Source organism: Psychrobacter sp. P11G3, from assembly GCF_001435845.1.
In the GTDB taxonomy this organism is placed as follows: domain Bacteria; phylum Pseudomonadota; class Gammaproteobacteria; order Pseudomonadales; family Moraxellaceae; genus Psychrobacter.
In genome coordinates, this window is the sequence record NZ_CM003596.1 from 2,453,332 (window position 1) to 2,475,325 (window position 21,994).

Genomic DNA, 21,994 nt, shown 5'->3' on the forward strand with positions numbered 1-21,994 from the left:
GTGACTAAAGTTAGGATGGCTAAGGTTAAAATGGCTAACGACTAATCAATATTCACTACACCGCGACACTTAGGAAATTTTCTACAACCAAAAAAGGTCTGACCTTGATTCAGGCCTTTTTTTGCTACTCTCTTAATCATCTCACCGTTACACCTTGGACAGGTTGGCGTTTGAATTAAATCAGCTGTATGGTCTATCACCTCAATTGTCGCAGAAGAACTCGCTGCTAGTTCAGGCTCCATAACTTCAAACGGCGTAAGAAAAACCTTATCAGCAATATCGTGCGATGTAATTGTACGCGGAATGACTGCCTGCTGAGTGTCCATACTATCAATTGGTAAATCGCTAGATTCAATTTCAGTCTGACCAGACCATCGATGCACTTCCCTACTTTTTAGAATAGCTCGTTTAGCGGTTTCTTTTATTATCGGCTCTGGTGTAGGCTTATTAGCTACTCCAGCAACAGCAACAGCAACTGGTTTATCAGTAGCGTTACCGCTAGGCTGTTTGTTTGTATTCTGGCTTGGATTGCTATGCTTGTCTTTTAGATAGGCTTTATGCTCTCTGTTAGTGCGCCAAGATTTGCTAAATCTATTGCTATTAATCTGCTCAACGATAGATGCAACCTCATCTTCAGTGAGTATCTTATCTTGCTTTTTTTTCACATAAGATACCATACCACTCGTCAATACATGCTCGGGCAACTCATCGCGGGTTTTTAGCTCACACTCACCGATGAACGCAATCATCGAATGAAAATAGCTCAGCTCCAAGCCTAATAAATCTGCGAGCGTCTTAATGTGCAAGTAGTTCTGGCGCAATGGGTTCTGAAATTTAAACTTACTTCCATTAGGAAAGGATTGCGTCCACTGTCTTTGATTCTCTCTACCATATATCCAGCCTTTATAGTTTTTGGTTTCAATCACAAAGATGCCGTATACAGAAACGATGATATGATCTATTTGGGTACTGCCACCATTGGCTCTTGGCAAGGTAATACCGTTTAATCGGTGATAAACATCTTTTTCAAGCTTTAGCCACATGGCGACGTTGATGACGGTTTCACCTAGGAAACCTTTAAAGCTAGATTTTAGGGACATAATAGCGATCTTTAGAATGGTTATAGAATGTGCTAAGCGTAATACCAAAACTCTTTAAATTTAATTAATCAGCACTCTCTTACGATGCTTTAAAGGCTTGGCATAAGCAGAAGAACATGATTTGATATGTTTATAAAAACTCTTATAAACCCGATCATATTCTTCATCAAGCTGTTTAAGTACATCTAAAGTACTATCGCTAGGATTAACTTCATGTTCATGCTGTGCATTTATCAGGTTTCCCCCTGCATTTAAAAACAACTCATATTTTTTCTCAAGCTCTGGAAAATATAAAGCTATTAATATTTCTATCTTGCCACCTTCTCTGTAAAATTCATCAACATCTAAAGCTTCATCATCATTGCTTGAAAAACTTTTAGATTGTACTTCATGAATAATGGCTGCAAAATCAACTAGTCTAAAAACCACTTCCTCAAACTTTATTCTCAAAAAGGCTTCATACTCCTTTTTGCGTTCAGCTCTCTGAGTAATGAGAATACCGCACAGTCCAAATATTCCGATTATGCAGGCTGCTATCAAGCCTTCACTTAGTTCAATCTGTTTTAGCCATGTAATAGCATTTGCCAGTTCGATACTATCCATCTAATTTTTCCAGTTCTATAGTCATATAATTTATTTTTATATGAGAGCTGCACAAGAAATAAAACTTAACTTTGTGAGCAATCAATCTATTCTAATTTACCACTAAATCATTATATTGAGGCACAGAATTTAGTACTGATTGCAGCAGTTGTTTTACCAATAACCATATTGATGAAAGCAGACCAAAAGAAAGGTCAAAGATTAAGCCATAAAAAAAAGCCACTAGATTTCTCTAGTGACTCTTTTTTAAACGCTAACTAAGTTAGGTTAATTACACCAGACTATTTACCGCTTCAACCACAGCATCAGTCGTGATACCAAACTCTTTATACAAGTCGCTAGCAGGAGCAGATTCGCCATAAGTGGTCATACCGATGACTTTACCATCTAGACCAACGAACTTATACCAGTAATCTACATGCGCCGCTTCTACTGCGACGCGAGCACGGATATTGGCAGGTAATACAGCTTCACGATAGCTAGCATCTTGCTCAACGAAAATCTCAGCACATGGCATAGACACCACACGGACGCCAACACCATTTGCGCTCAACGCCTCATACGCTTCCATCGCTAGGCCAACTTCTGAACCAGTGGCGATGATGATTGCTTGTAGCTCGCCTTGCTCTTTTGCCAGTACATAGCCGCCTTTGGTGATATTCGCTACTTGCTCGCTATCACGCGCTTGATGTGGCAAGCTTTGACGACTAAAGATCAATGCTGATGGGTTGTTTTCTGATTTGATTGCTTCTACCCAAGCACTCGCAGATTCAGTCGCATCACACGGACGCCATGTACGTAGGTTTGGCGTGGTACGTAGGCTAGTTAATTGCTCAACTGGCTGATGCGTTGGGCCGTCTTCACCCAGACCGATAGAATCATGCGTATAGACATGGATGACGCGCTGCTTCATCAATGCGCCCATGCGTACCGCGTTACGTGCATATTCCATAAACATGAGGAAAGTCGCTACGTAAGGGATAAAGCCGCCATGCAATGCAATACCATTGGCAATCGCAGTCATACCAAACTCGCGTACACCGTAATAGATATAGTTGCCGTCAGCATCTTTTTCGATGCCTTTAGCACCTTTGAATAGCGTGAGGTTTGAACCAGCTAAATCTGCTGAGCCGCCCAATAATTCTGGTAATAATGGCTGCAAGCTATTGATTGCATTTTGACTGGCTTTACGACTAGCGACATCGCCGCCCGCTTCTTGCGTTTGCTGAATATAGGCTTGCGCTTGGCTAGCAAAGTCAGCAGGCAATTCACCATTTAGACGACGTGATAGTTCTGCTGCAAGCTCTGGATAGGCTTTTTTATATGCTTCAAAGTCCGCGTCCCAATTCTTTTGCTGTACATCGCCTTTGGCTTTAGCATCCCACGCTTCATAGATTTCGTCATCTAATTCAAATGGGGCATGCTTCCAAGACAGCGCATCACGAGTCAAGGCAATTTCGTCATCACCAAGTGGTGCACCATGACTGGCGGCTAGACCTTGTTTGTTAGGGCTACCAGCACCGATCGTGGTTTTACAAATAATTAGACTTGGCTTGGTAGTCTCTGCAATCGCTTGCTCAGTCGCTTGCGTGATTGCATCAGTATCATGACCGTCAACTTTGATCACTTGCCAGCCGTATGACTCAAAGCGCGCTTCAGTATCATCTGTGAACCAGCCTTCGACGTTACCATCGATAGAGATGCCATTGTCATCATAGAAGAATACCAGCTTGCCAAGCGCCAACGTGCCAGCGAGTGAGCAAACTTCATGACTGATACCTTCCATCAAGCAGCCATCGCCCAAGAACGCATAGGTATGATGATCGACGATGTTATGACCGTCACGGTTGAACTGTGCGGCTAGGGTTTTTTCTGCGATTGCAAAACCAACGGCATTAGCAATACCTTGTCCTAGTGGACCAGTCGTCGTTTCTACACCAGGTGTGTAGCCAAGTTCAGGATGCCCTGGGGTTTTTGAATGCAGCTGACGGAAACCTTTAAGGTCATCAACGCTCACATCGTAACCTGATAAATGTAGCAATGAATAGATAAGCATCGAGCCATGACCGTTTGACAGTACAAAGCGATCACGGTTGTGCCAATTAGGATCTGCTGGATTGTGCTTCAAAAATTTGCGCCACAAAACTTCGGCAATATCAGCCATACCCATTGGCGCACCCGGATGTCCAGAGTTGGCTTTTTGAACCGCGTCAAACGACAGTACACGGATGGCATTGGCTAGTTTACGTTCGCTAATTGGAGCTGGCATAGAGTGTCCTAATATTCGAATGAGTCGTATAAAGATAAGAGGAGAGTTTACTCAGAGGATAATCCATCAAAAACGCGACAGGCGTCCTCAATGGATAGGCTATAAAATAAAAATGCAATATTAACATATTTGCTATAAGCCTAGCCTAAAATGCGGTAACAAGACCGTTTATATTTAGCAATGACTCACATCAGTTTTGTTAAACGATTAGCAATGACGGATTTTAATTTAAGTTATAAATAACAAGCTGCGAATGACCTAATTGACAAGCAGCTCATTACTTATAGTCCATTTATTAAACTGAAATAGTCTCAGCACCGCCCATAAACGGACGCAATACTTCTGGAATCGTAATGCTGCCATCAGCGTTTTGATGATTTTCCATCACTGCTAGTAGCGTACGACCCACAGCCAAACCTGAACCATTTAAAGTATGAGCTAAGCTGGTTTGTTTGCCATCTTTGACACGAGTACCCATACGGCGCGCTTGGAAATCACCACAGTTAGAGCAGCTAGATATTTCACGATAGGTATCTTGGCTTGGCAACCATACTTCGATGTCATAAGTCTTTTGTGCAGCAAAACCCATATCGCCAGTACATAGCTGTACCGTGCGGTATGGCAAATTCAACTGCTGCAAGATATATTCAGCCTGCCCTGTCATTGCCTCAAGCAAGTCATCAGATTGCTCAGCGGTACCGACATTGACCATTTCAACTTTTTCAAACTGATGCTGACGAATCAAGCCGCGAGTATCACGCCCGTGTGAGCCAGCTTCACTACGGAAACATGGTGTATGCGCGGTGAATTTTAGCGGTAGCTCTTTAATATCCAAACGTTCGCCGCGTACCAAGTTGGTCATTGGCACTTCAGCGGTTGGAATAAGGTAAAAATCCATTTCATCGTTATTCGTGTGATTGCTCAGTTTAAACAAATCATCTTCAAACTTAGGCAACTGACCCGTCCCTTTTAGACTATCGCTATTGACGATATAAGGCACATAAGTCTCAAGATAGCCGTATTTCATGGTATGGGTGTTGAGCATAAATTGAATCAGTGCACGATGCAGCTGCGCCAATTGACCTTTTAGCACGTTAAAACGGCTACCAGTCAATTTGGTCGCGGCTTCAAAATCCAGCATACCAAGTGTCTCACCGATATGGGTGTGATCTTGAATTTCAAAATCAAACGTACGCGGCGTGCCCCACTTGCGCACTTCTACGTTATCGTCTTCTGACGTACCCACTGGTACATCTGCCGCTGGAATATTTGGAATCTGCAAAGCGGCTTGAGTAATACGCTCTTGCAGAGTACGTAACTCGTCTTCTGCAGCTTTAATCTCACCGCTAACGCTTTGCATCTCAACCAATAGCTCACTGGCATCTTCGCCTGATTTTTTTAGGGCACCTACTTGCTTAGCACCCGCGTTACGGCGCGATTGCAACTCTTCGGTTTTAACTTGCAGCGATTTACGCTCGTTTTCAATCGTCTGCCAAAACGCCATATCAAGCGTATAACCACGGGTGGCTAGCTGCTGCTGTAGGTCGCTCAAATCGCCGCGTAAGAGTTTCGGATCAATCATAGTAGTTGCCTGTAACACTAAAGGTGAATAAAAGGTTTATTAATATAATAGTTGCCTAACGTCTCGCTATCACTGTCTTTGTGACAACGGGCTATGGCGTTATGTCTTGTACCAACACATCTTGTAGCCGCTATAATACCAAGACCTAGCAGATTTGACCATGTTTTGGTCACTTTTGGCGGCTGTAGGTTTGTTTTTGGGCGACCATTTCCGTTATGGTTAGCAAGTTGCATTTATCTCAGGGCCATATCCAAAGTTTTGACCAATCTCAACACCCCTCGCTCACCCCTATAAAACCATTAATATCGTCCCTATCAGCGAACAGCCTTGCTTATATGTTTCATTTAAGAGTACTTTTCGGTAAGATAAGCGCATACCTTTATTTGCCTCCAGCCAAGTGGCACATCATAGCTTGGCTTTGGCGATATAAACCCAACACTTTTAACACAAGTATCTGAGAAACCTTTATGGCCCTGTACCCTTACACGCTCCAACCTGTCGCCTTGAATCTGACTGAGGCGGAATTTCACCAAGCACAGTATGAACTGTTTGCCAGTGCCAGTCCTTCTTTTGGTCTATCGAGCTTTAAAACCAAAGAATGGATCATTATGGCAGTGGTTGTGATACTTGCTATTGCAGGACTCATCTTTGTGACAGGCTACTCAACCATTATATTTTGGTTAATGCTCGTTGGCGTGGTGATTTATCTACTGGCTCGTACGTTGGGTTTTAAATGGTATGTAAAAAGAGAGTTTGAAAAACAAGTCGCCGATCAAGAAATGCCAGATGAGATGCGTCAGATGAAGCTGGGCGTACAAAAGCACGGTTTAGTTATGGCGATGCCAAGCAACCAACCTGATATGATGAAGAACTCACAAATGCGCGGTATGCAGATGCGTGCAGGCGCAACTCAGCAAGCCGTCATTCCTTGGACTGCGATCAAAAGCTGGGATGAGACTGACGACTATATCTTTATGATGTTTGAGTTGAAAGGCCAACAAGGCAGCCAAATCGTACCGAAACGCTTGCAAGCGCAGAAGTTTCCTATCGACACTGTTCGTCAACATTTACAAGAAGTAGTTCCTGTCAAAGGATTGAACCCCGAAAACTTGCAAGCGCCAGCACAACTATAATTGGAGCTCTCTATTGTTTAGAAAGATAATAGAGAGACCTGATTTTAGTTTTATAAAATCAATCATAAGATTGTATTTATTAAATTTAACTTATTAATAATAGTTTGCTATTATTATAAGTATCAAAGGAAGAGATAGAATCTATATTAATAGTTACAGATGAAAACTAAAGTATTTTTCGCTGTATGTTAATTTATTAGAGCCTTTATCCTTCTTTACTTATTATCGTATAACTACACTCACACTATAAGGACAATACTATGAGTAATTCTAATAATGCTACTAACCAGATCGGTCTAGAAAAAGCAGACATGAGCGAAGTTATCGCCAAATTAAACAATCTACTATCAACATATCACGTGTTTTATTTAAACGTACGTGGATATCACTGGAATGTAAAAGGTGAGCATTTCTTTACTTTGCATCCACAATTTGAAGAATTGTATACGTCACTACAGGTCCAAATCGATGAAATTGCTGAGCGTATCTTGACCTTGGGTGGTACACCACTTCACGCTTATAGCGATTTTACGCAGCATACTAGTATCAGTGAAGACAAGAATGTCAAAGATGGTACAAGCTGCGTCAAAGGCGTAGTCACTGGCTTACAAGCATTAATTGCAGAACAGCGTCAAGTATCAGCCCTAGCAGAAGAGAGCGAAGACCAAGGTTCAGCTGACCTAGTTGATGCTTACGTACAAGAGCAAGAAAAACTGGTATGGATGTATAACGCGTTTTTGGGTTAATAGTCGTTAGTTTTTATTCGGTTTGACCTTACTAACTCTAATGATTATCAGATTCTAAATAATAAAAAAGCACCTAATTAGGTGCTTTTTTATTGTCTATCTTTTAGAAAAGACTGTTTTATTTTTGGATCCATTGACGCATTTTTTCACGTTCAGCAGGCGTAGCTTGTAGCCAAACTTGCATAAACGTATCTAACGTACTAGTAGAAGTGTTTACGCTAGATGCTTGCTTAACAGTGGTCGTGCCAGTATTGACGTTGCTAGTAGTATTTACTACTGGTTGATCTAAAGAGGCGATAGCACGTTGGTTCTGTAACTCTGCATCACCTGCACCGCCGAACACGCCGCCTAGTGCTTTACCAATGCCTGAGAATATGCCGCCTTGGTTACCGACCATACTTTGCTGACTAGCAATGACCGTATTATTCTGTTGCACAGCGAGTGTTGGCTGCTTAGCATAGTCTTTAGCAGCTTCATATGCTTCTGGTTGATTAGGCATAGTCAAACGATATGTTTGATTGTCGGCCAATTGTGCTGTCACACTGACGTTACCTGAACGCAAATAATCATGCTCATCACGACGCAAGTTATATAGACGGTCATACTTAGCAGTAATAGCATGTTGTCCAGGCTGTAACGTAAATGTTTTTTGCAGCGGCTGAAAAGCGCTCTGCTGAATTTCCTGCCCATTAATAGCAGTTACTTTGATATGGTCATCAACCTGTAGGGTCACTGCTGCCTGTGACAACATAGAGACCGAGGCAGCACCTACCAATAACGTACCTATCGTTAGTTTCTTTAGCAAAAAAGTATTCGATTTCATAAGTTATTCCATTAATAGTAAAAGCGAGTTGGACAAAAGATTCGTATTCTAACGGTTGTTCATTTTTTGCTGCTAAAGGTCTTACTGCTAAGAGTTTTGCTGCTAAAAATCAAGTGGCATCGTATGTTGGTCTTGATCAGGTGTGTCGTTATCCACTTGTGTCTCTTGAGCGATATCAGCAAGCTCTGCGGCAAGCGTCTGCTCATCAATGGTACGCAAAGCATCACTTATGACTGCTTTTGAGATATTACTGCGACCAAGGTTAGAGAACATTGGTTGAATATAATTAAGTACTTCCATCATCGCACCGATACGATGTGGTCCATCAGTTAGTAAGTGATCAATAATTCGCTCGTCAAACTGCCATCCACGCCGACGCAAAATAGACTGTAATAATGCTTGCCTGTCTGCCAAATCATGTCCAGTAGGGACTTTGAAGGTAGGTGCTTGTGCCAGACGCGTCAACAAATCCCTCAATTGAAAGGGTAAGTCGTCGGCTGGTTTATTGGCGGCAAACAATAACTGGCGTTGCCCTTCTCGGCTACGATTGATCAGGTGAAATAAAGCTTCTTGCCACTGACTGCTTTGCTCAAGCACTTCCAAATCATCAATAGCAATCAAATCAAAGTTTTCTAACGATGATAGTACGTGGACATCTGTATGAATCAGCTCATTAAGGGACAAACAGATAGCTGATTTGTCCATCTCGATAAATGACTCGCAAATAGCAGACAGCAAATGAGACTTACCTGTAGCAGGGCTACCAAACAGATATAGTTGACCGATCAGGCCAACATGTAACTGCCGTACTGCATCAATAATCGACATCCAACCGGGACCGGCAAAGTCGCTGAGACTTGCATCATGCTTAATGTCCAGATTGAGACTTAGCTGTGCTTCTGCCATGAATCATCAACTCGTGTTGCGTAGTGCAATGGAAAAATATAATAGAAAAGATAGGTTACTTTGAGCTGTATTCATTACTATCAATACTAGCCGCTACAACTGTAAGTAATGGCCCTATAGTATTTGCAAAAATAGGTCAGTCACTTTGTTGAAAACAAATTTAGCAAAACTGGTACCAAAACGGTTGATACTATCAACACTGCGCCTATATATAACATATTTACAAAATGACTGACAAGTCTTTTACCCATTAAGCCTTATCAATCATTGCGTTCATATCCTAATATTGCATATTGATCTTTATCTAGTATGTTCAATAATAAGATAATTATCTTTTTTCAAACAATGCCAGTTGTTTACGACCTTTATAAAAGTCAGTGGTTCGATAGTAGTTGTATAAATGGCGGAACAAGACATTTAAGACAGCGGACACTGGTAAGGCAATAAGCATACCGACAAAGCCTAGTAGACTGGCACCAGCCAAGACGGCAAATATGACCCACAATGGCGATAGACCAATCTTATCACCTAACAGCAATGGTTGTAGGATATAACCTTCTGCAGCTTGTCCAATCAAGAACGCACCTACGACCAATGACAAATACGTCCAGTCCAATCCGAACTGAAATAGACAGGCGATAATAGCCGCGATAAAACCAATACCAAACCCTAAGTACGGCACAAAACTGGCAATGCCTGCTACCATACCAATGATAAGCCCAAGCTCTAATCCAATAAGCTGCAACTGTACAGCATAAATAGCGCCTAGCAATACCATCACTAGCAATTGACCTTTAATAAATGCCATCAATGCAAGATCACACTCTTTAGCTATTTCAGTCACTTTTTGACAGTAAGCACCTGGTATCGCCATTTTCCAGTTATGCAAACGCTGATCCCAATTAAATAGGAAATAGAAGGTCAAAATAGGCACCAATACAATAAGGCCAGCATTATTGATGAAGTTCATACTTGAGGTCAGTATTTGGCTCATCATGGTGCTAGCATCAGCGAACTTATAGTTAGTTTGCATATAATCGACGAGAGTATCGGAAAATTCTTTCGACTCTAATTGAGGCAGTTTGATACGAGTATTACTATTGAACCACTCTCGTACGACTTGATTGTACCAATTAAATATCTTTGGCAAATAATCCCACGCCGCTTGCAGCTGATGCCACAATGTCGGTACCAACCACCATAATAATAACGCCATCCCTAGAGTAATCGTCGAGTAGACGATAATAATCGCGACCCAGCGCTTGATGTATTTTGATAGGCGCTTGACTAGAGGGTTAAATAGATAAGCCAACATAAAGGCAAAAACAAAAGGTACGATGACGGGCATCATCAAATACAAGAGAAACACAGCCACCACTAACGCCACGACAATAAATAAACGCCGAAAAAAAGGATCTATTGGTTGGTTCATCATGGCAAGTAATCCTATAGTTGGACGAGGTTAAAAAAAGTGACAGTCAGTCAGTAATAGTATTTTCTAAAAAAATAAATGCCGTCATCACGATGTGTCACTAGGCGAATTGCTTTCTTTTCTCATTAGTTTTAGCTAGCTAAACTGAGACGTATCAACGTTCCTAAAAAGTCTAATTTTTAATAAATTTATGTTTATTAGTTTTTATTCTGTCAATCACATTTGGACTTGTATTAAGGCCAATATTGACAATAAATTTAGCGTTCTATTATCGCAGAGTACAATAAAAAATCAGTCATTTTTTGTTTCTTAACCGCTTATTTGCCACTTAATGCAAATCTTAGTCAAATATTGGCAAGTTGCTTTGCGAGTACGGTCTGTTTTTGGGTATAATGCGCGCACTGTCTTTAAACTTTGCTTTTGAACTTTATAACGCTAATTTTTGCGTGCTCAATTACTTTACTTTTTAATCCCAATTATCTATCCCCAACTGTGAGATGACTATGAGTGACAAGCCTTCTTTAAGCTACAAAGATGCCGGTGTTGATATCGATGCAGGCGATGCTTTGGTTCAGCGAATCAAGTCCGTTGCAAAAGCCACTACTCGTCCTGAAGTCGTGGGTGGACTTGGCGGTTTTGGTGCGTTATGCCGTATCCCAACAGGTTATACCTCACCATTATTGGTTTCTGGTACTGATGGCGTCGGCACCAAACTAAAATTAGCCCTACAGCTGAACCGTCATGACACGATTGGTATTGATTTGGTGGCGATGTGCGTCAATGATTTATTGGTTTGCGGCGCAGAGCCACTGTTCTTTTTAGACTACTATGCAACTGGTAAACTAGATGTCGATGTAGCGGCGACTGTCGTGACTGGTATTGGTGATGGTTGTAAGTTAGCTAACTGTGCGCTTATCGGTGGTGAAACTGCTGAAATGCCAGGCATGTATCAAGACGACGATTACGATCTAGCTGGATTTTGCGTAGGCGTGGTTGAAGAAGCAGAAGTTGTCACTGGTGAAAATGTCGCAGAAGGCGATGTACTGATTGCCCTTGCCTCAAGTGGCGCGCACTCAAACGGTTACTCATTGGTTCGTAAAGTCATCGAAGTTAGCGGTGTAGATGTTACGAGTAGCGATGAGCAACTAGACGGCCAGCCTATTCAAGACGCTCTAATGGCTCCTACCCGTATCTATGTAAAAGCCATCAAGGCATTACAAGACACGCTTGGTAGCTCAGCCTTACATGCGATGTCACACATCACAGGTGGTGGTCTAACGGACAACCTGCCACGTGTACTACCTGATACCCTAGCAGCTAGCATCGATACCAATAGCTGGCAGTTCTCAGAGCTATTCACTTGGCTCCAGACCCAAGGTAATATCGCGCAGAGCGAGATGTACCGTACCTTTAACTGCGGCGTTGGTTTTGTCATCGTTATGCCAAAAGACAAAGCAGAAGCTGCTATCCAGACCTTGACTGATGCGGGCGAGACAGCTTGGCAAATAGGTGAAATGATCAAACGCAGCACTGATGACCAGGCGGATGCAGTGGTGTACCGTTAATGTCAATTGATAACGCAAGCCAGCCTATCAAACCATTGCGTATTGCTGTTCTAGTCTCAGGAAGTGGTAGCAACCTGCAAGTGTTAATCAATGCAATGCAAGCAGGTGCGCTACCGATTGAAATCGTTGGTGTCATTAGTAACCGTGAAGATGCTTATGCATTGACACGTGCTAAAGATGCCAATATTCCAGTTGCGGTATTGTCACACGTTGCTAGTGGTAAACGTATGGGTATCAAGACGTTTGAAACCCACGCCAACGAACAGCTAATAGCGTGGCAACCTGACTTGATCGTCTTAGCTGGGTTTATGCGCGTACTAAGTGGCTCATTTATCGATAATGTACCAGCGCCCATGATTAATCTTCACCCTTCTCTACTTCCGGTTTATAAGGGTTTAGATACTCACAAACGAGTTATACAAGCGGGTGAACGTAGTCACGGGTGTAGTATTCATAAAGTGACAGCGGAGCTTGATGCAGGTCAGGTGTTGACTCAAGCTGTATTAGATGTCGATATCAACGACACCGCAGAGAGCTTACAGTCACGGGTACAGAAGCTTGAGCATCAGCTATTACCTTGGACGATTTTACTACTAGCAAAAAATGTATTGTCACTTGAAGCAAATAATACATCATCGCAAACACAAACTTATTTACCTAAGTTGCCTTTGCAATTGCTTATAGACGGATAAGAATTCTGGCCTATCAAGCTGCTTTTAATAATGCTTTATATAGCTCAATAAAAAGCCCAGCTACTCGTAATGAGTAACTGGGCTTTTTTATTTGATAACTATTTACTATCATTTAAAATCGTAAATAGTTATCTATTTAGCTAATTTGTCTAATTAGTTCATTCTTAGAATACGTGAACCGCTTTGATGTTGACAAACTCTTTGATACCGAAGCCGCCATGCTCACGGCCATAGCCTGAGTTTTTCACGCCACCAAATGGCAGTGCAGGATTAGCTAGGCCATAACCATTGATATAGACCATACCTGTATCAAATTGCTCACGTGCTAAACGAACGGCTTTCTCTTCATCTTTCGAGAAAATCGCGCCACCTAAACCATAACGGCTGTCGTTAGCGATGCGCATTGCGTCTTCTTCATCTTTGGCACGAATTAGTGAAGCGACAGGGCCAAATAGTTCGTCATCGTATGCAGGCTGACCTTTTTCAACGTTCTCTAAGATAGTTGCTGGATAGAAGCTACCTTTACCTTCAGGTACCTTACCGCCAACAGCAATCGTTGCACCTTTAGCCACACTTTGCTCTACTTGCTCATGTAGCTGCTCACGCAAATCTGCACGTGCTAATGGGCCGATATCTGAGCTGTCATCCATTGGATCACCCGCTTTAGTACCTTCAAATTTCTCAACGATACGCTTACGGAACTCATCATATACGCTATCGACTACGATAAAGCGTTTGGCTGCTACACAAGTTTCACCGTTATTGATTAGACGTGCTTGAGTACAAGTTTCTACTGCTGTTTCGATGTCAGCATCTCCTAGTACGATGAACGCATCGTTTGAACCTAGCTCTAGTACAGCTTTCTTAATCGCTTTAGCTGCTTGCTGACCAACGATCACGCCTGCTTTGTCACTACCTGTCAATGTCACGCCGCGTACTTTGTCATTGCCAATCAATGCTTCTGACTGGTCATGATCAATGATAATCGTACGGAACAAATCACTTGGTAATTCAGACTCATGAAGAATTTTTTCAATTAGTAGACCAGAGCCTGTTACGTTAGATGCGTGTTTTAGCAGAACACTATTACCTGCCATTAAGTTTGCGATGGTATAACGGAATACTTGATACGCTGGGAAGTTCCAAGGCTGCATGCCGTAGATAATACCAATAGGTTGATACGTCACTAGCCCTTTTTTCATGCTTTCGATATCACGTACATCATCAGCTAAAGAAGCGACGCCATTTTCAGCAGTGTAATCACAGATGGCTTTGCAAAGATCAATCTCTTGCATGCTTTGGCTGTGTAACTTGCCGCGCTCTTCAGTCATCAGTTTAGCCAGCTCTTCTTTATATTCCATCAGCTTATCACCGATAGATTTGATGACACGGCCACGTTCTTCGTGACTCACTGTACGCCATTCTAGAAATGCGTTATGTGAAGCATCGACAATCTTGTTGACTTCTTCGTTGCTCATATAATTGTAGTTACTGATTTCTTCGCCCGTGGTTGGGTTAATAGTAGTAATGTCTGACATAGTTACTGTCCTTATTATTCGAATTTATATTTGGGATTTATGATCGAGTTTATTGCCACTCGTAGTTATTTTGCTGTGACAGCTTTAATTATTAAATTTACGTCGATAGCACAATCTATTGGTAGCTCGTTTTCTATCTGCCGTTATCTTAACAAGCTATTTGATGAAGAGTTTTACAATATATTGTGAAGTGTGTTGAAGATGTTAATAGTGTGACTGAGTTATTAAGTATAACTACATATCATATACTAACTATTAAATGCTAGAACACAAAAAACCAGCCTAGTGGCTGGTCTAATAACTATGTATAGTGGGGGATAAAGAAAAATACTCTTACTAAAAATTCAGATAATCAGCAACATTTCGCTCTAATAAAAGATAGATTCAACTCACACAAACCAATCAAAACAAATGATTAATGACAGGTATCTCTTGTGGCGGATTTTCTTCTTCAGCAACGACTTGTCGTGCCACATGCATAATTAACTGACGTAACCAGCGATGGGCTGGGTGATGCTGCAACAAAGGAGACCATGCCATCGTAAGCTCAAATTCAGGGATAAAAAACGGCGGATCTTCCATCATAATGCTGTCATTATTCGCCTGCATTCTTGCCACACGCGTGGGCAAAGTCGCTATCAAATCTTTATTTGCTGCAAGCATAGCAGGCATTTGATAATGTCGAGTAAAGACACTGATTTGGCGTTTTTGCCCAAGGCGCTGTAAGGCTTGATCAATAGACCCTAGTCCACCAGATTTCTCTGGATTGACCCCAAAACCCACGCCCATACCGGTTTTAGATACCCAGACATGCTGTGCTTTTAGATAGTTTTTCAGATTAAAACGATTGGCATAAGGACTGTCAGAAGATAATAAGCAACTAAAAGTATCACGCCATACTAGAACCTGATGGAAGCTTTGAGGTATTTCATTAAAACGGTTAATCGCTAAATCAACTCGTCCCTGCTCCATATCTCGGTAAGAGACGTCTGATGGAGTCAAAAAGTCCAAAATCACATTGGGTGCTTCAGAACGTAGTGCTTTTACCAGCTTAGGTACTAGGGTCGCTTCGGCATAATCCGATGTCATGATACGGAACACACGAGAGGTACTATAAGGGCGGAATTCAGTACGTGGCTCCAACACCTGAGTCAAGTCAGCGAGTATCTCGCGGATACGCGGCTGTAGCTCAAGGGCGCGTTCAGTCGGCGTCATGCCCTCAGATGAGCGTACCAATAATGGATCATTAAACAGCTTACGCAAACGGCGCAAGATATTACTCATAGCAGGCTGAGTAATCCCAAGCTGCTCGGCTGCGCGAGTAACGTTTTTTTCTCGTAGCAACACATCTAGATGGACTAATAAATTTAAATCAACCCGCTGCAAATTCATATTTGGTTCTCTTGGCTTTTGAATAAACACCATGTTAAGGCTGGCATTTGTAGTGCTGCTACGGTGATTTGTGCACTATCACAGCATAATTTCATTATTTTTTACTAATTTGGTTCTGGTTTTTCCTGATAGATCTGCATTATAACTCATTCAACCTATCGTAAGACCCTGTTATATAAACATTATATCATACAGAAATACCAAAGATAACTATCATAAATTAGATAAATCTTGGTAAGGTGGTTATAGTGAGTTCTATAAAGGATTTGCAGCATGGATAGTGAACTTTGAGTTCATAAGCTGTTTTTATCCGATTAAATATTGTCGCTAAGTAATATATTAATGGTTTTTATCAGTCGTTAAATACGGTTAATTGGCCTCATTATTGTAACATCTCTTGCTACCAATTATGACATCACTGGCTATTAAGTATTCAGATACCTTTTAGACATATAGTGAGAATCGATAAATATTTATAAACCAGCAATTATTTTCAACTGTTGAGTTCAGCAAATTTCTTGTAATAGCCTAGCGGTTTGTTTAGGGTAAATAGAGCTTCGATAGATAAAAGATAGACCAAATTTTGAATATTACTTTTTAGTACAAAGGTTTTAGTAAAGCGGATTTTAGTAAAACGACAGACCCATTATTTTAACAATTAACTTATTTGTTTTTACACCCCACCAAGGAGACTATAGATGTCAACTGCATATAAATCAGCGATCGACTTAGTACGTGAATTAAAGCAAAAGCACGGCAACTGGCAGAACATTAGCGAAGTTGATGCTGCACGTATGATGTCACAAAACCGTTTCAAAACGGGTTTGGATATCGCAAAATATACTGCAAAAATCATGCGTCAAGACATGGAAGACTATGACAATGATACGTCTCAGTACACGCAGTCTTTAGGTGCATGGCATGGTTTTGTTGCACAGCAAACTATGTACGCTAAGAAAAAATATTTCGGTACGACTTCTAAAACTTATATCTACCTTTCAGGTTGGATGGTAGCTGCCCTACGCTCTGAGTTTGGTCCACTACCTGACCAATCTATGCACGAAAAAACCTCAGTACCTAAGCTAATCGAAGAAATCTACACCTTCTTACGTCAAGCAGATGCTAAAGTATTGAACGACTACTTCCGTGAGCTAAACGCTGCTGAAGAAGCTGGCCAAGACACTTCAGCTATCCTAGAAAAAATCGAAAACTTTGATTCACATGTTGTGCCAATCATCGCTGATATCGATGCAGGTTTCGGTAACGAAGAAGCTACTTACCTATTGACTAAGCAAATGATCGAAGCTGGTGCTTGTGCCATTCAGGTTGAAAACCAAGTATCTGATGCTAAGCAATGTGGTCACCAGGCTGGTAAAGTAACTGTACCACATGAAGACTTCATCTCTAAACTAAACGCTATCCGTTATGCATTCTTAGAGCTTGGTGTTGAAGACGGCGTTATCGTTGCTCGTACTGATTCTGAAGGCGCATCACTAACGCAAAAAATCCCAGTATCAAATGAGCCAGGCGACCTTGCTTCTAAATACATCGATTTCATCGAAATGGAAGAAGTAACGCTAGAAAACGCTCAAGAAAACGACAGCCTACTTAAGCACAACGGCAAACTAGTACGCCCAGTTCGTCTACCTAACGGTCTGTATCAGTTCCGTGAAGAGACCAACATTGACCGTGTTGTACTTGACTGTGTAACGGCCCTAGAAAACGGCGCTGACCTACTATGGATCGAAACACCGACTCCAGACGTTGCACATATCAAATCAATGGTTGACCGTATTAAAGAGCAACAGCCTAAAGCGAAGCTCGTATACAACAACAGCCCATCATTCAACTGGACGCTTAACTTCCGTAAGCAAGTTATCGCTCAGTGGGAAGAAGAAGGCAAAGACATCTCTGCATACAATAAAGATGACTTGATGAGTGCTGATTACGACGGTACTGATCTTGATGCAGCAGCTGATGTAGCCGCTAAGAACTTCCAACGTGATGCGTCACGTGAAGCTGGTGTATTCCATCACTTAATCACGCTACCGACTTACCACACGACTGCTCTTAGCGTTCATGAACTTGCTAAAGGTTACTTCGGTGAAGAAGGCATGCTTGCTTATGCAGCTGGCGTACAGCGTAAAGAAATCCGCGAAGGTATCTCTTGTGTTAAGCACCAAGCAATGGCTGGTTCTGACCTTGGCGATGACCACAAAGAAATCTTCTCAGGCGATAACGCTCTGAAAGCTGGCGGCGGCAAGAACACGATGAACCAGTTCTAATAACCGACAGACTAGCAGTATTTATCAAAAAACCGCTCTACATCATGTAGGGCGGTTTTTTATTACGGTTTAAATAATCAGAGAATGGTAGACTAATAATGGTTTATCACAACCACCGATCAGAGCCATCAGGCAGAATTATTAGGAGCTAATATGCAAGAGATAGAGCTGAAGTTTTTGGTACCAGAGTCACGGCTAAAGGGTTTAATGCGTCAAACGCACGTTAAATCCTCACAAGTGACGCAACTGGCTGCACATTATTACGATACGCCTGATCAACAGCTTGCACAGGCAGGTATCGGTCTGCGTATTCGCAAAGAAGGCGATACATGGGTCCAAACCATTAAAGCTGGTGGTGATGGTATCGCCGCACGCTTGGAGCACAATGCTGTACTCGATAATGAGCAAGTACAAATAATGCTCGATAATAATGAGCTGATGCCTGATTTGACAATATATGGAGACACTCCAATCGCTGCAGCATTGGCTGATTTTAAACTTAAAAAGTTAGCGAAAAATCTGACGCGACTTTATGTTACTGACGTCGAGCGCACTACGCGGTTGCTAACAGAAAGTAATGAGGATGAAACCGATAACTGTATCGAAATGGCTTACGATCAGGGAGAGATTATTCATGGTACTGATGACTCGCTACGCAAAGCTATTCAAGAGATAGAATTTGAATTGGTGTCAGGAGATTTAGATTTTCTATTTACGACTGCCAAAACATGGTGCAAGCGCTATAAGCTGTGTCTATCTACCGTTACCAAAGCTGAAAACGGCGGTTTACTTATTAACGGACAAAATCACAGTCCAGCGGTCAACGCAAACCTAAGTCAATTGCAAATAGACAAAGACAGTAGTGCGCCTGCCTTTATACGTGCGGTCGTACATAATTGCTTATTACAGATACTACCAAATAGCAGTGCTATCGTCGCTGGCAGTATAGATGACAATCATATTCTACAGTTGCGGATTGGTATTGATCGCTTGCGTACTGCGTTGAAAGCATTTGCTGACTTCTCTGATGAAATTAACCCTGAATGGCTGCCGATACTAAAGCAAACTGCAACCTTGCTTAGCGATTACTATCAACTTGCTTATATCAATACACAGATCGAACCTGAGCTACAAGCATGTGGCGCGCCTGCCGTTGACTGGACGACAGATATCGAGAATATCAAAATCACACCTATCAATACGCTGCAAGCCAATGACTTTCAGATAACCTTGCTAGAGCTGATTGCCTTTGCCATGAGCGACCCAAGCATTGAACCTCAGACTGATCAGCTTGCCCGCGATAAGCTAACGAAAGTCCTCTCTAAACTATATAAAAAATGCCTTAAAACCAATAAAAAAGCTGACGAAGTAAGTGATGAAGTAAGTGTTGCTGAGCTTGTGAGCGATGACGTAGAGGTAAGCACAGACACTCATGATAATGGCCAGTCTGAAAGCGAGTTGCTCAATCAGTTAAGAGATTTGCGTTACATCAGTGAATTTTCCACACCTTTACTAAGTAAGAAAAAAGCTAAAAAGAAAACCAAACGTTGGCTAAAACGGCTGATAAAAGCGCAAAAATCGTTAGAACAACTGAACGATGATAATCAATATCAGCAGTTTTATGAGTTGAAATCAACAACAGATGCTAATGCTTTATATGGTGCGGGTTGGTTTACAGCTATACTGACTGATGACCAAAGTCATATTGATGCACGTTTAGCAAAATTTGCAGATAGCTCAACGTTTTGGTAAAAGTAGGAATATTATGTTTATGACGGATACTGCTTTCATAAAGTAAAACTGCTCCATAAAAAAGACAGCTTGTTATATAAAAGACTGTCTTTTTTATTGTTTTGAAATAGTTTCTGTCAGCGCCATAGTTAAATTTGTGCGCAACACGACCTAATTAGCCACAATCGTAACGGGCATACCCTCTTCTACTTGCTCAAATAATTCTACAATATCTTTATTACGCATACGGATACAGCCATGTGATAGCGGAATACTCATTGGTTCAGTATCTGGTGTACCGTGAATATAGATATAGCGCTCATAAGTATCGCAACCACCTTGGCCATTACTACCTTTGTTTAACCCTTCTTCAAGACCGCTTAACCAAAGAATACGGCTTAATATCCAGTCACGCTTAGGATGTAGCTCACCAAGATTTGCATCGTATATCTCACCTGTCGGCACACGCCCGACAAATACCGCATTCATAGGCTCACTACCACCTATTTTTTGTTCAATGACATGCCTACCGAGCGGCGTGCAACCACTATCCTGCTGACTACCAATTCCATTCTTTGCAGTGGAGACTACGTATCTCGCAACCTCAGTCTGCTGCTGGTACATCGTTAATGTTTGCTCAGCGATATTAATCACGAGTTGTTTATCAAGCGTCTTATTATTGGTCATAAATGCTTCCGACTATCAGTCATTCATCAGATTACTATCAAGGTTATTAGTAAAATGATTGAAAATTTCTATTATCAAGGGATTGTATCAAGACATTTGGCACCGTAATATAGGGGCACACTTTTTGATGCTAGCAGATTATGACGACTATTTCACCGACACGTGTGTCGATGTATGATTTTTTATATCATGATACCCAGCCTATGCTGTCACTTTTGGCCGATGCGGCACAGCTCTCTCTACCGCAAGCTCGCTTAGGGATGGATGCCAGTCTACAAGCCATCGTAAGTGCGCTTCTCGCCTATCAGCAGCGTCATCAGGGACAGGCAGTCAGCAAAAAGTTGTTTGGTCGTGGTGCTGTCAAAGAGTTACGACAGTATAACTCAATGAACTTTGCAACCATTAGCGCCACACTCTACCATCGTCACGATGCGGCAGATGCCGTATTTAGTGACAATGCCCGTGTCATAAAGGCAAGCGAACATATCGCTGAAAAGATCGATGCAACGACGCAGCAGGCTCAAACTCTACTCACCTCATTGTGCGTGATTGTGCTGCGTGAATTAGCTATCCTGACAGAATACAGTCAACTAGACAGTGATGAGATCAATAAATGGTTTGCACTACAACCACAGTTTTTATCAGCGGCCCGATTTAGCCCAGAGCATACGCATACCTCATCTGCTGAGACAGAAAGCAATAGTGACCTGCCCGAATCAACTACTAAAGCTGTTGAAGTGATAGAGAACAACTCAGAGAATAATGCGGAACGTACTTTATTAAATGCTGAGCAGTTATCAAGCACTCCACCTTCTTTTGATCCTTACTGGTATGAACTGTCTGGATTCAAACCTGAAAACTATGAACCTGTGCAAGACATGCAAATGGCAACAGGCAATTATCTAAAAGCGATTGGACGCTCACCTGACAATCTACAGCAGGGTCGTCACAACGATATGCTGGTATTTACGGAGATGCATGCCGTTGCCTTACCACATCAACGTTGGTTATTGCAGTTGGCCAAAATCTCAGATATCTATCTCAGTCGAAATCGACTGCGCGTTAATTCTGAACCAGCCAATCCGCCTAAACCGCCTTTAGTAAGTTTGGGACTAATCGGCGGCAATAACGACAATACACCGACCACTACTAGTGAAAAGCCTATCGAGTATGAAGCTTCTACACCACTATGGAAAAATCCTGTCATTCTTATCATCATACTTGTCGTTGGTGTCCTTGGTGCGCTCGCTACCTTAAAGTACCAATCGCAAAAATCTGACGGTGCGATCCTGGCAACTGAAGAAGTATTAGAACAAGATGCCATTGATGAGCGCCAACAGCAAGACGTAGCCATCGTAATGGTAGATGAAGAGGAATCTAACGTTGTAGAAACGGAAAAAACTGAGTAAAGCATTTTACTTTTGAAATAGCTACTCTCAAAGCAACCGTTTTAGCAATCATTTATTAACCATAAAAAAAGAGACCCTATCAACATAGAGTCTCTTTTTTT

At 41.8% G+C, this 21,994-nt stretch carries 17 protein-coding genes; 7 read left to right on the top strand and 10 right to left on the bottom strand.

What is annotated here, in order from left to right; genetic code table 11:
- Positions 1-41 precede the first annotated feature (41 nt).
- The 4 genes from AK824_RS09845 to serS form a co-directional block, all read right to left on the bottom strand.
- Complete coding sequence (locus AK824_RS09845; protein WP_057761134.1) at positions 42-1,100, bottom strand: NERD domain-containing protein; 1,059 nt, start codon at positions 1,098-1,100, stop codon at positions 42-44.
- 60 nt (positions 1,101-1,160) lie between these two features.
- On the bottom strand, positions 1,161-1,703 hold the full coding sequence (locus AK824_RS09850; RefSeq protein ID WP_057761136.1) for a hypothetical protein: 543 nt from the start codon (positions 1,701-1,703) through the stop codon (positions 1,161-1,163).
- Between the two features lie 271 nt (positions 1,704-1,974).
- Positions 1,975-3,972 carry a transketolase gene (gene tkt, locus AK824_RS09855; RefSeq protein ID WP_057761138.1) on the bottom strand — a complete coding sequence of 666 codons (1,998 nt, stop codon included), beginning with the start codon at positions 3,970-3,972 and terminating at the stop codon, positions 1,975-1,977.
- A gap of 295 nt (positions 3,973-4,267) precedes the next feature.
- Positions 4,268-5,554: a serine--tRNA ligase gene (gene serS / locus AK824_RS09860; protein WP_057761140.1), complete on the bottom strand. Its 1,287-nt coding sequence runs from the start codon at positions 5,552-5,554 to the stop codon at positions 4,268-4,270.
- A 467-nt stretch (positions 5,555-6,021) separates the two neighbouring features.
- On the opposite strand from serS, the gene AK824_RS09870 reads away from it, so the two are divergent.
- Complete coding sequence (locus AK824_RS09870; RefSeq protein ID WP_057761144.1) at positions 6,022-6,687, top strand: YcxB family protein; 666 nt, start codon at positions 6,022-6,024, stop codon at positions 6,685-6,687.
- A 260-nt stretch (positions 6,688-6,947) separates the two neighbouring features.
- Positions 6,948-7,433 carry a Dps family protein gene (locus AK824_RS09875; RefSeq protein ID WP_057761146.1) on the top strand — a complete coding sequence of 162 codons (486 nt, stop codon included), beginning with the start codon at positions 6,948-6,950 and terminating at the stop codon, positions 7,431-7,433.
- 118 nt (positions 7,434-7,551) lie between these two features.
- Here the strand turns inward: AK824_RS09875 and AK824_RS09880 are convergent, their stop codons facing one another.
- From AK824_RS09880 to AK824_RS09890, 3 genes are all read right to left on the bottom strand, one after another.
- Positions 7,552-8,256 (bottom strand): DUF2057 family protein, encoded by a 705-nt coding sequence (locus tag AK824_RS09880; RefSeq protein ID WP_057761148.1) that lies wholly within the window; start codon positions 8,254-8,256, stop codon positions 7,552-7,554.
- 102 nt (positions 8,257-8,358) lie between these two features.
- The gene (gene hda / locus AK824_RS09885) at positions 8,359-9,162 is read right to left on the bottom strand and encodes a DnaA regulatory inactivator Hda (protein ID WP_057761150.1); all 804 of its coding nucleotides are present in this window, start codon (positions 9,160-9,162) and stop codon (positions 8,359-8,361) included.
- A gap of 328 nt (positions 9,163-9,490) precedes the next feature.
- On the bottom strand, positions 9,491-10,597 hold the full coding sequence (locus tag AK824_RS09890) for an AI-2E family transporter (protein WP_057761151.1): 1,107 nt from the start codon (positions 10,595-10,597) through the stop codon (positions 9,491-9,493).
- Positions 10,598-11,097: 500 nt separating this feature from the next.
- On the opposite strand from AK824_RS09890, the gene purM reads away from it, so the two are divergent.
- Together purM and purN are read left to right on the top strand one after the other, a co-directional pair.
- Positions 11,098-12,159, top strand: a complete 1,062-nt coding sequence (purM, locus tag AK824_RS09895) for a phosphoribosylformylglycinamidine cyclo-ligase (protein ID WP_057761153.1) — start codon at positions 11,098-11,100, stop codon at positions 12,157-12,159.
- Entirely contained in the window at positions 12,159-12,851 is a 693-nt protein-coding gene (gene purN / locus AK824_RS09900; protein WP_057761155.1) for a phosphoribosylglycinamide formyltransferase, read from the top strand. The genes purM and purN overlap by 1 nt, the downstream gene beginning before the upstream one ends.
- A gap of 164 nt (positions 12,852-13,015) precedes the next feature.
- On the opposite strand, the gene AK824_RS09905 is transcribed toward purN, so the two are convergent.
- Together AK824_RS09905 and AK824_RS09910 are read right to left on the bottom strand one after the other, a co-directional pair.
- On the bottom strand, positions 13,016-14,389 hold the full coding sequence (locus AK824_RS09905) for an NAD-dependent succinate-semialdehyde dehydrogenase (protein ID WP_057761157.1): 1,374 nt from the start codon (positions 14,387-14,389) through the stop codon (positions 13,016-13,018).
- 402 nt (positions 14,390-14,791) lie between these two features.
- Positions 14,792-15,781 carry a LysR family transcriptional regulator gene (locus tag AK824_RS09910; RefSeq protein WP_057761159.1) on the bottom strand — a complete coding sequence of 330 codons (990 nt, stop codon included), beginning with the start codon at positions 15,779-15,781 and terminating at the stop codon, positions 14,792-14,794.
- Between the two features lie 698 nt (positions 15,782-16,479).
- On the opposite strand from AK824_RS09910, the gene AK824_RS09915 reads away from it, so the two are divergent.
- Complete coding sequence (locus AK824_RS09915) at positions 16,480-18,066, top strand: isocitrate lyase (RefSeq protein ID WP_057761160.1); 1,587 nt, start codon at positions 16,480-16,482, stop codon at positions 18,064-18,066.
- 153 nt (positions 18,067-18,219) lie between these two features.
- A complete protein-coding gene (locus tag AK824_RS09920) occupies positions 18,220-19,818 on the top strand; it encodes a CYTH and CHAD domain-containing protein (RefSeq protein ID WP_057761162.1) in 1,599 nt (532 codons plus the stop codon).
- Positions 19,819-19,968: 150 nt separating this feature from the next.
- On the opposite strand, the gene AK824_RS09925 is transcribed toward AK824_RS09920, so the two are convergent.
- On the bottom strand, positions 19,969-20,484 hold the full coding sequence (locus AK824_RS09925; protein WP_057761164.1) for a L,D-transpeptidase: 516 nt from the start codon (positions 20,482-20,484) through the stop codon (positions 19,969-19,971).
- A gap of 140 nt (positions 20,485-20,624) precedes the next feature.
- Here AK824_RS09925 and AK824_RS09930 point away from each other — a divergent pair, with 140 nt between their 5' ends.
- Positions 20,625-21,893, top strand: a complete 1,269-nt coding sequence (locus AK824_RS09930) for a hypothetical protein (protein WP_057761166.1) — start codon at positions 20,625-20,627, stop codon at positions 21,891-21,893.
- The last annotated feature ends 101 nt before the right edge of the window (positions 21,894-21,994 follow it).

Coding starts and splice junctions, on each gene's coding strand:
- AK824_RS09845 (WP_057761134.1), bottom strand. CDS start 1,100: ATGTCCCTAAAATCTAGCTTTAAAGGTTTCCTAGGTGAAACCGTCATC.
- AK824_RS09850 (WP_057761136.1), bottom strand. CDS start 1,703: ATGGATAGTATCGAACTGGCAAATGCTATTACATGGCTAAAACAGATT.
- tkt (WP_057761138.1), bottom strand. CDS start 3,972: ATGCCAGCTCCAATTAGCGAACGTAAACTAGCCAATGCCATCCGTGTA.
- serS (WP_057761140.1), bottom strand. CDS start 5,554: ATGATTGATCCGAAACTCTTACGCGGCGATTTGAGCGACCTACAGCAG.
- AK824_RS09870 (WP_057761144.1), top strand. CDS start 6,022: ATGGCCCTGTACCCTTACACGCTCCAACCTGTCGCCTTGAATCTGACT.
- AK824_RS09875 (WP_057761146.1), top strand. CDS start 6,948: ATGAGTAATTCTAATAATGCTACTAACCAGATCGGTCTAGAAAAAGCA.
- AK824_RS09880 (WP_057761148.1), bottom strand. CDS start 8,256: ATGAAATCGAATACTTTTTTGCTAAAGAAACTAACGATAGGTACGTTA.
- hda (WP_057761150.1), bottom strand. CDS start 9,162: ATGGCAGAAGCACAGCTAAGTCTCAATCTGGACATTAAGCATGATGCA.
- AK824_RS09890 (WP_057761151.1), bottom strand. CDS start 10,597: ATGATGAACCAACCAATAGATCCTTTTTTTCGGCGTTTATTTATTGTC.
- purM (WP_057761153.1), top strand. CDS start 11,098: ATGAGTGACAAGCCTTCTTTAAGCTACAAAGATGCCGGTGTTGATATC.
- purN (WP_057761155.1), top strand. CDS start 12,159: ATGTCAATTGATAACGCAAGCCAGCCTATCAAACCATTGCGTATTGCT.
- AK824_RS09905 (WP_057761157.1), bottom strand. CDS start 14,389: ATGTCAGACATTACTACTATTAACCCAACCACGGGCGAAGAAATCAGT.
- AK824_RS09910 (WP_057761159.1), bottom strand. CDS start 15,781: ATGAATTTGCAGCGGGTTGATTTAAATTTATTAGTCCATCTAGATGTG.
- AK824_RS09915 (WP_057761160.1), top strand. CDS start 16,480: ATGTCAACTGCATATAAATCAGCGATCGACTTAGTACGTGAATTAAAG.
- AK824_RS09920 (WP_057761162.1), top strand. CDS start 18,220: ATGCAAGAGATAGAGCTGAAGTTTTTGGTACCAGAGTCACGGCTAAAG.
- AK824_RS09925 (WP_057761164.1), bottom strand. CDS start 20,484: ATGACCAATAATAAGACGCTTGATAAACAACTCGTGATTAATATCGCT.
- AK824_RS09930 (WP_057761166.1), top strand. CDS start 20,625: ATGACGACTATTTCACCGACACGTGTGTCGATGTATGATTTTTTATAT.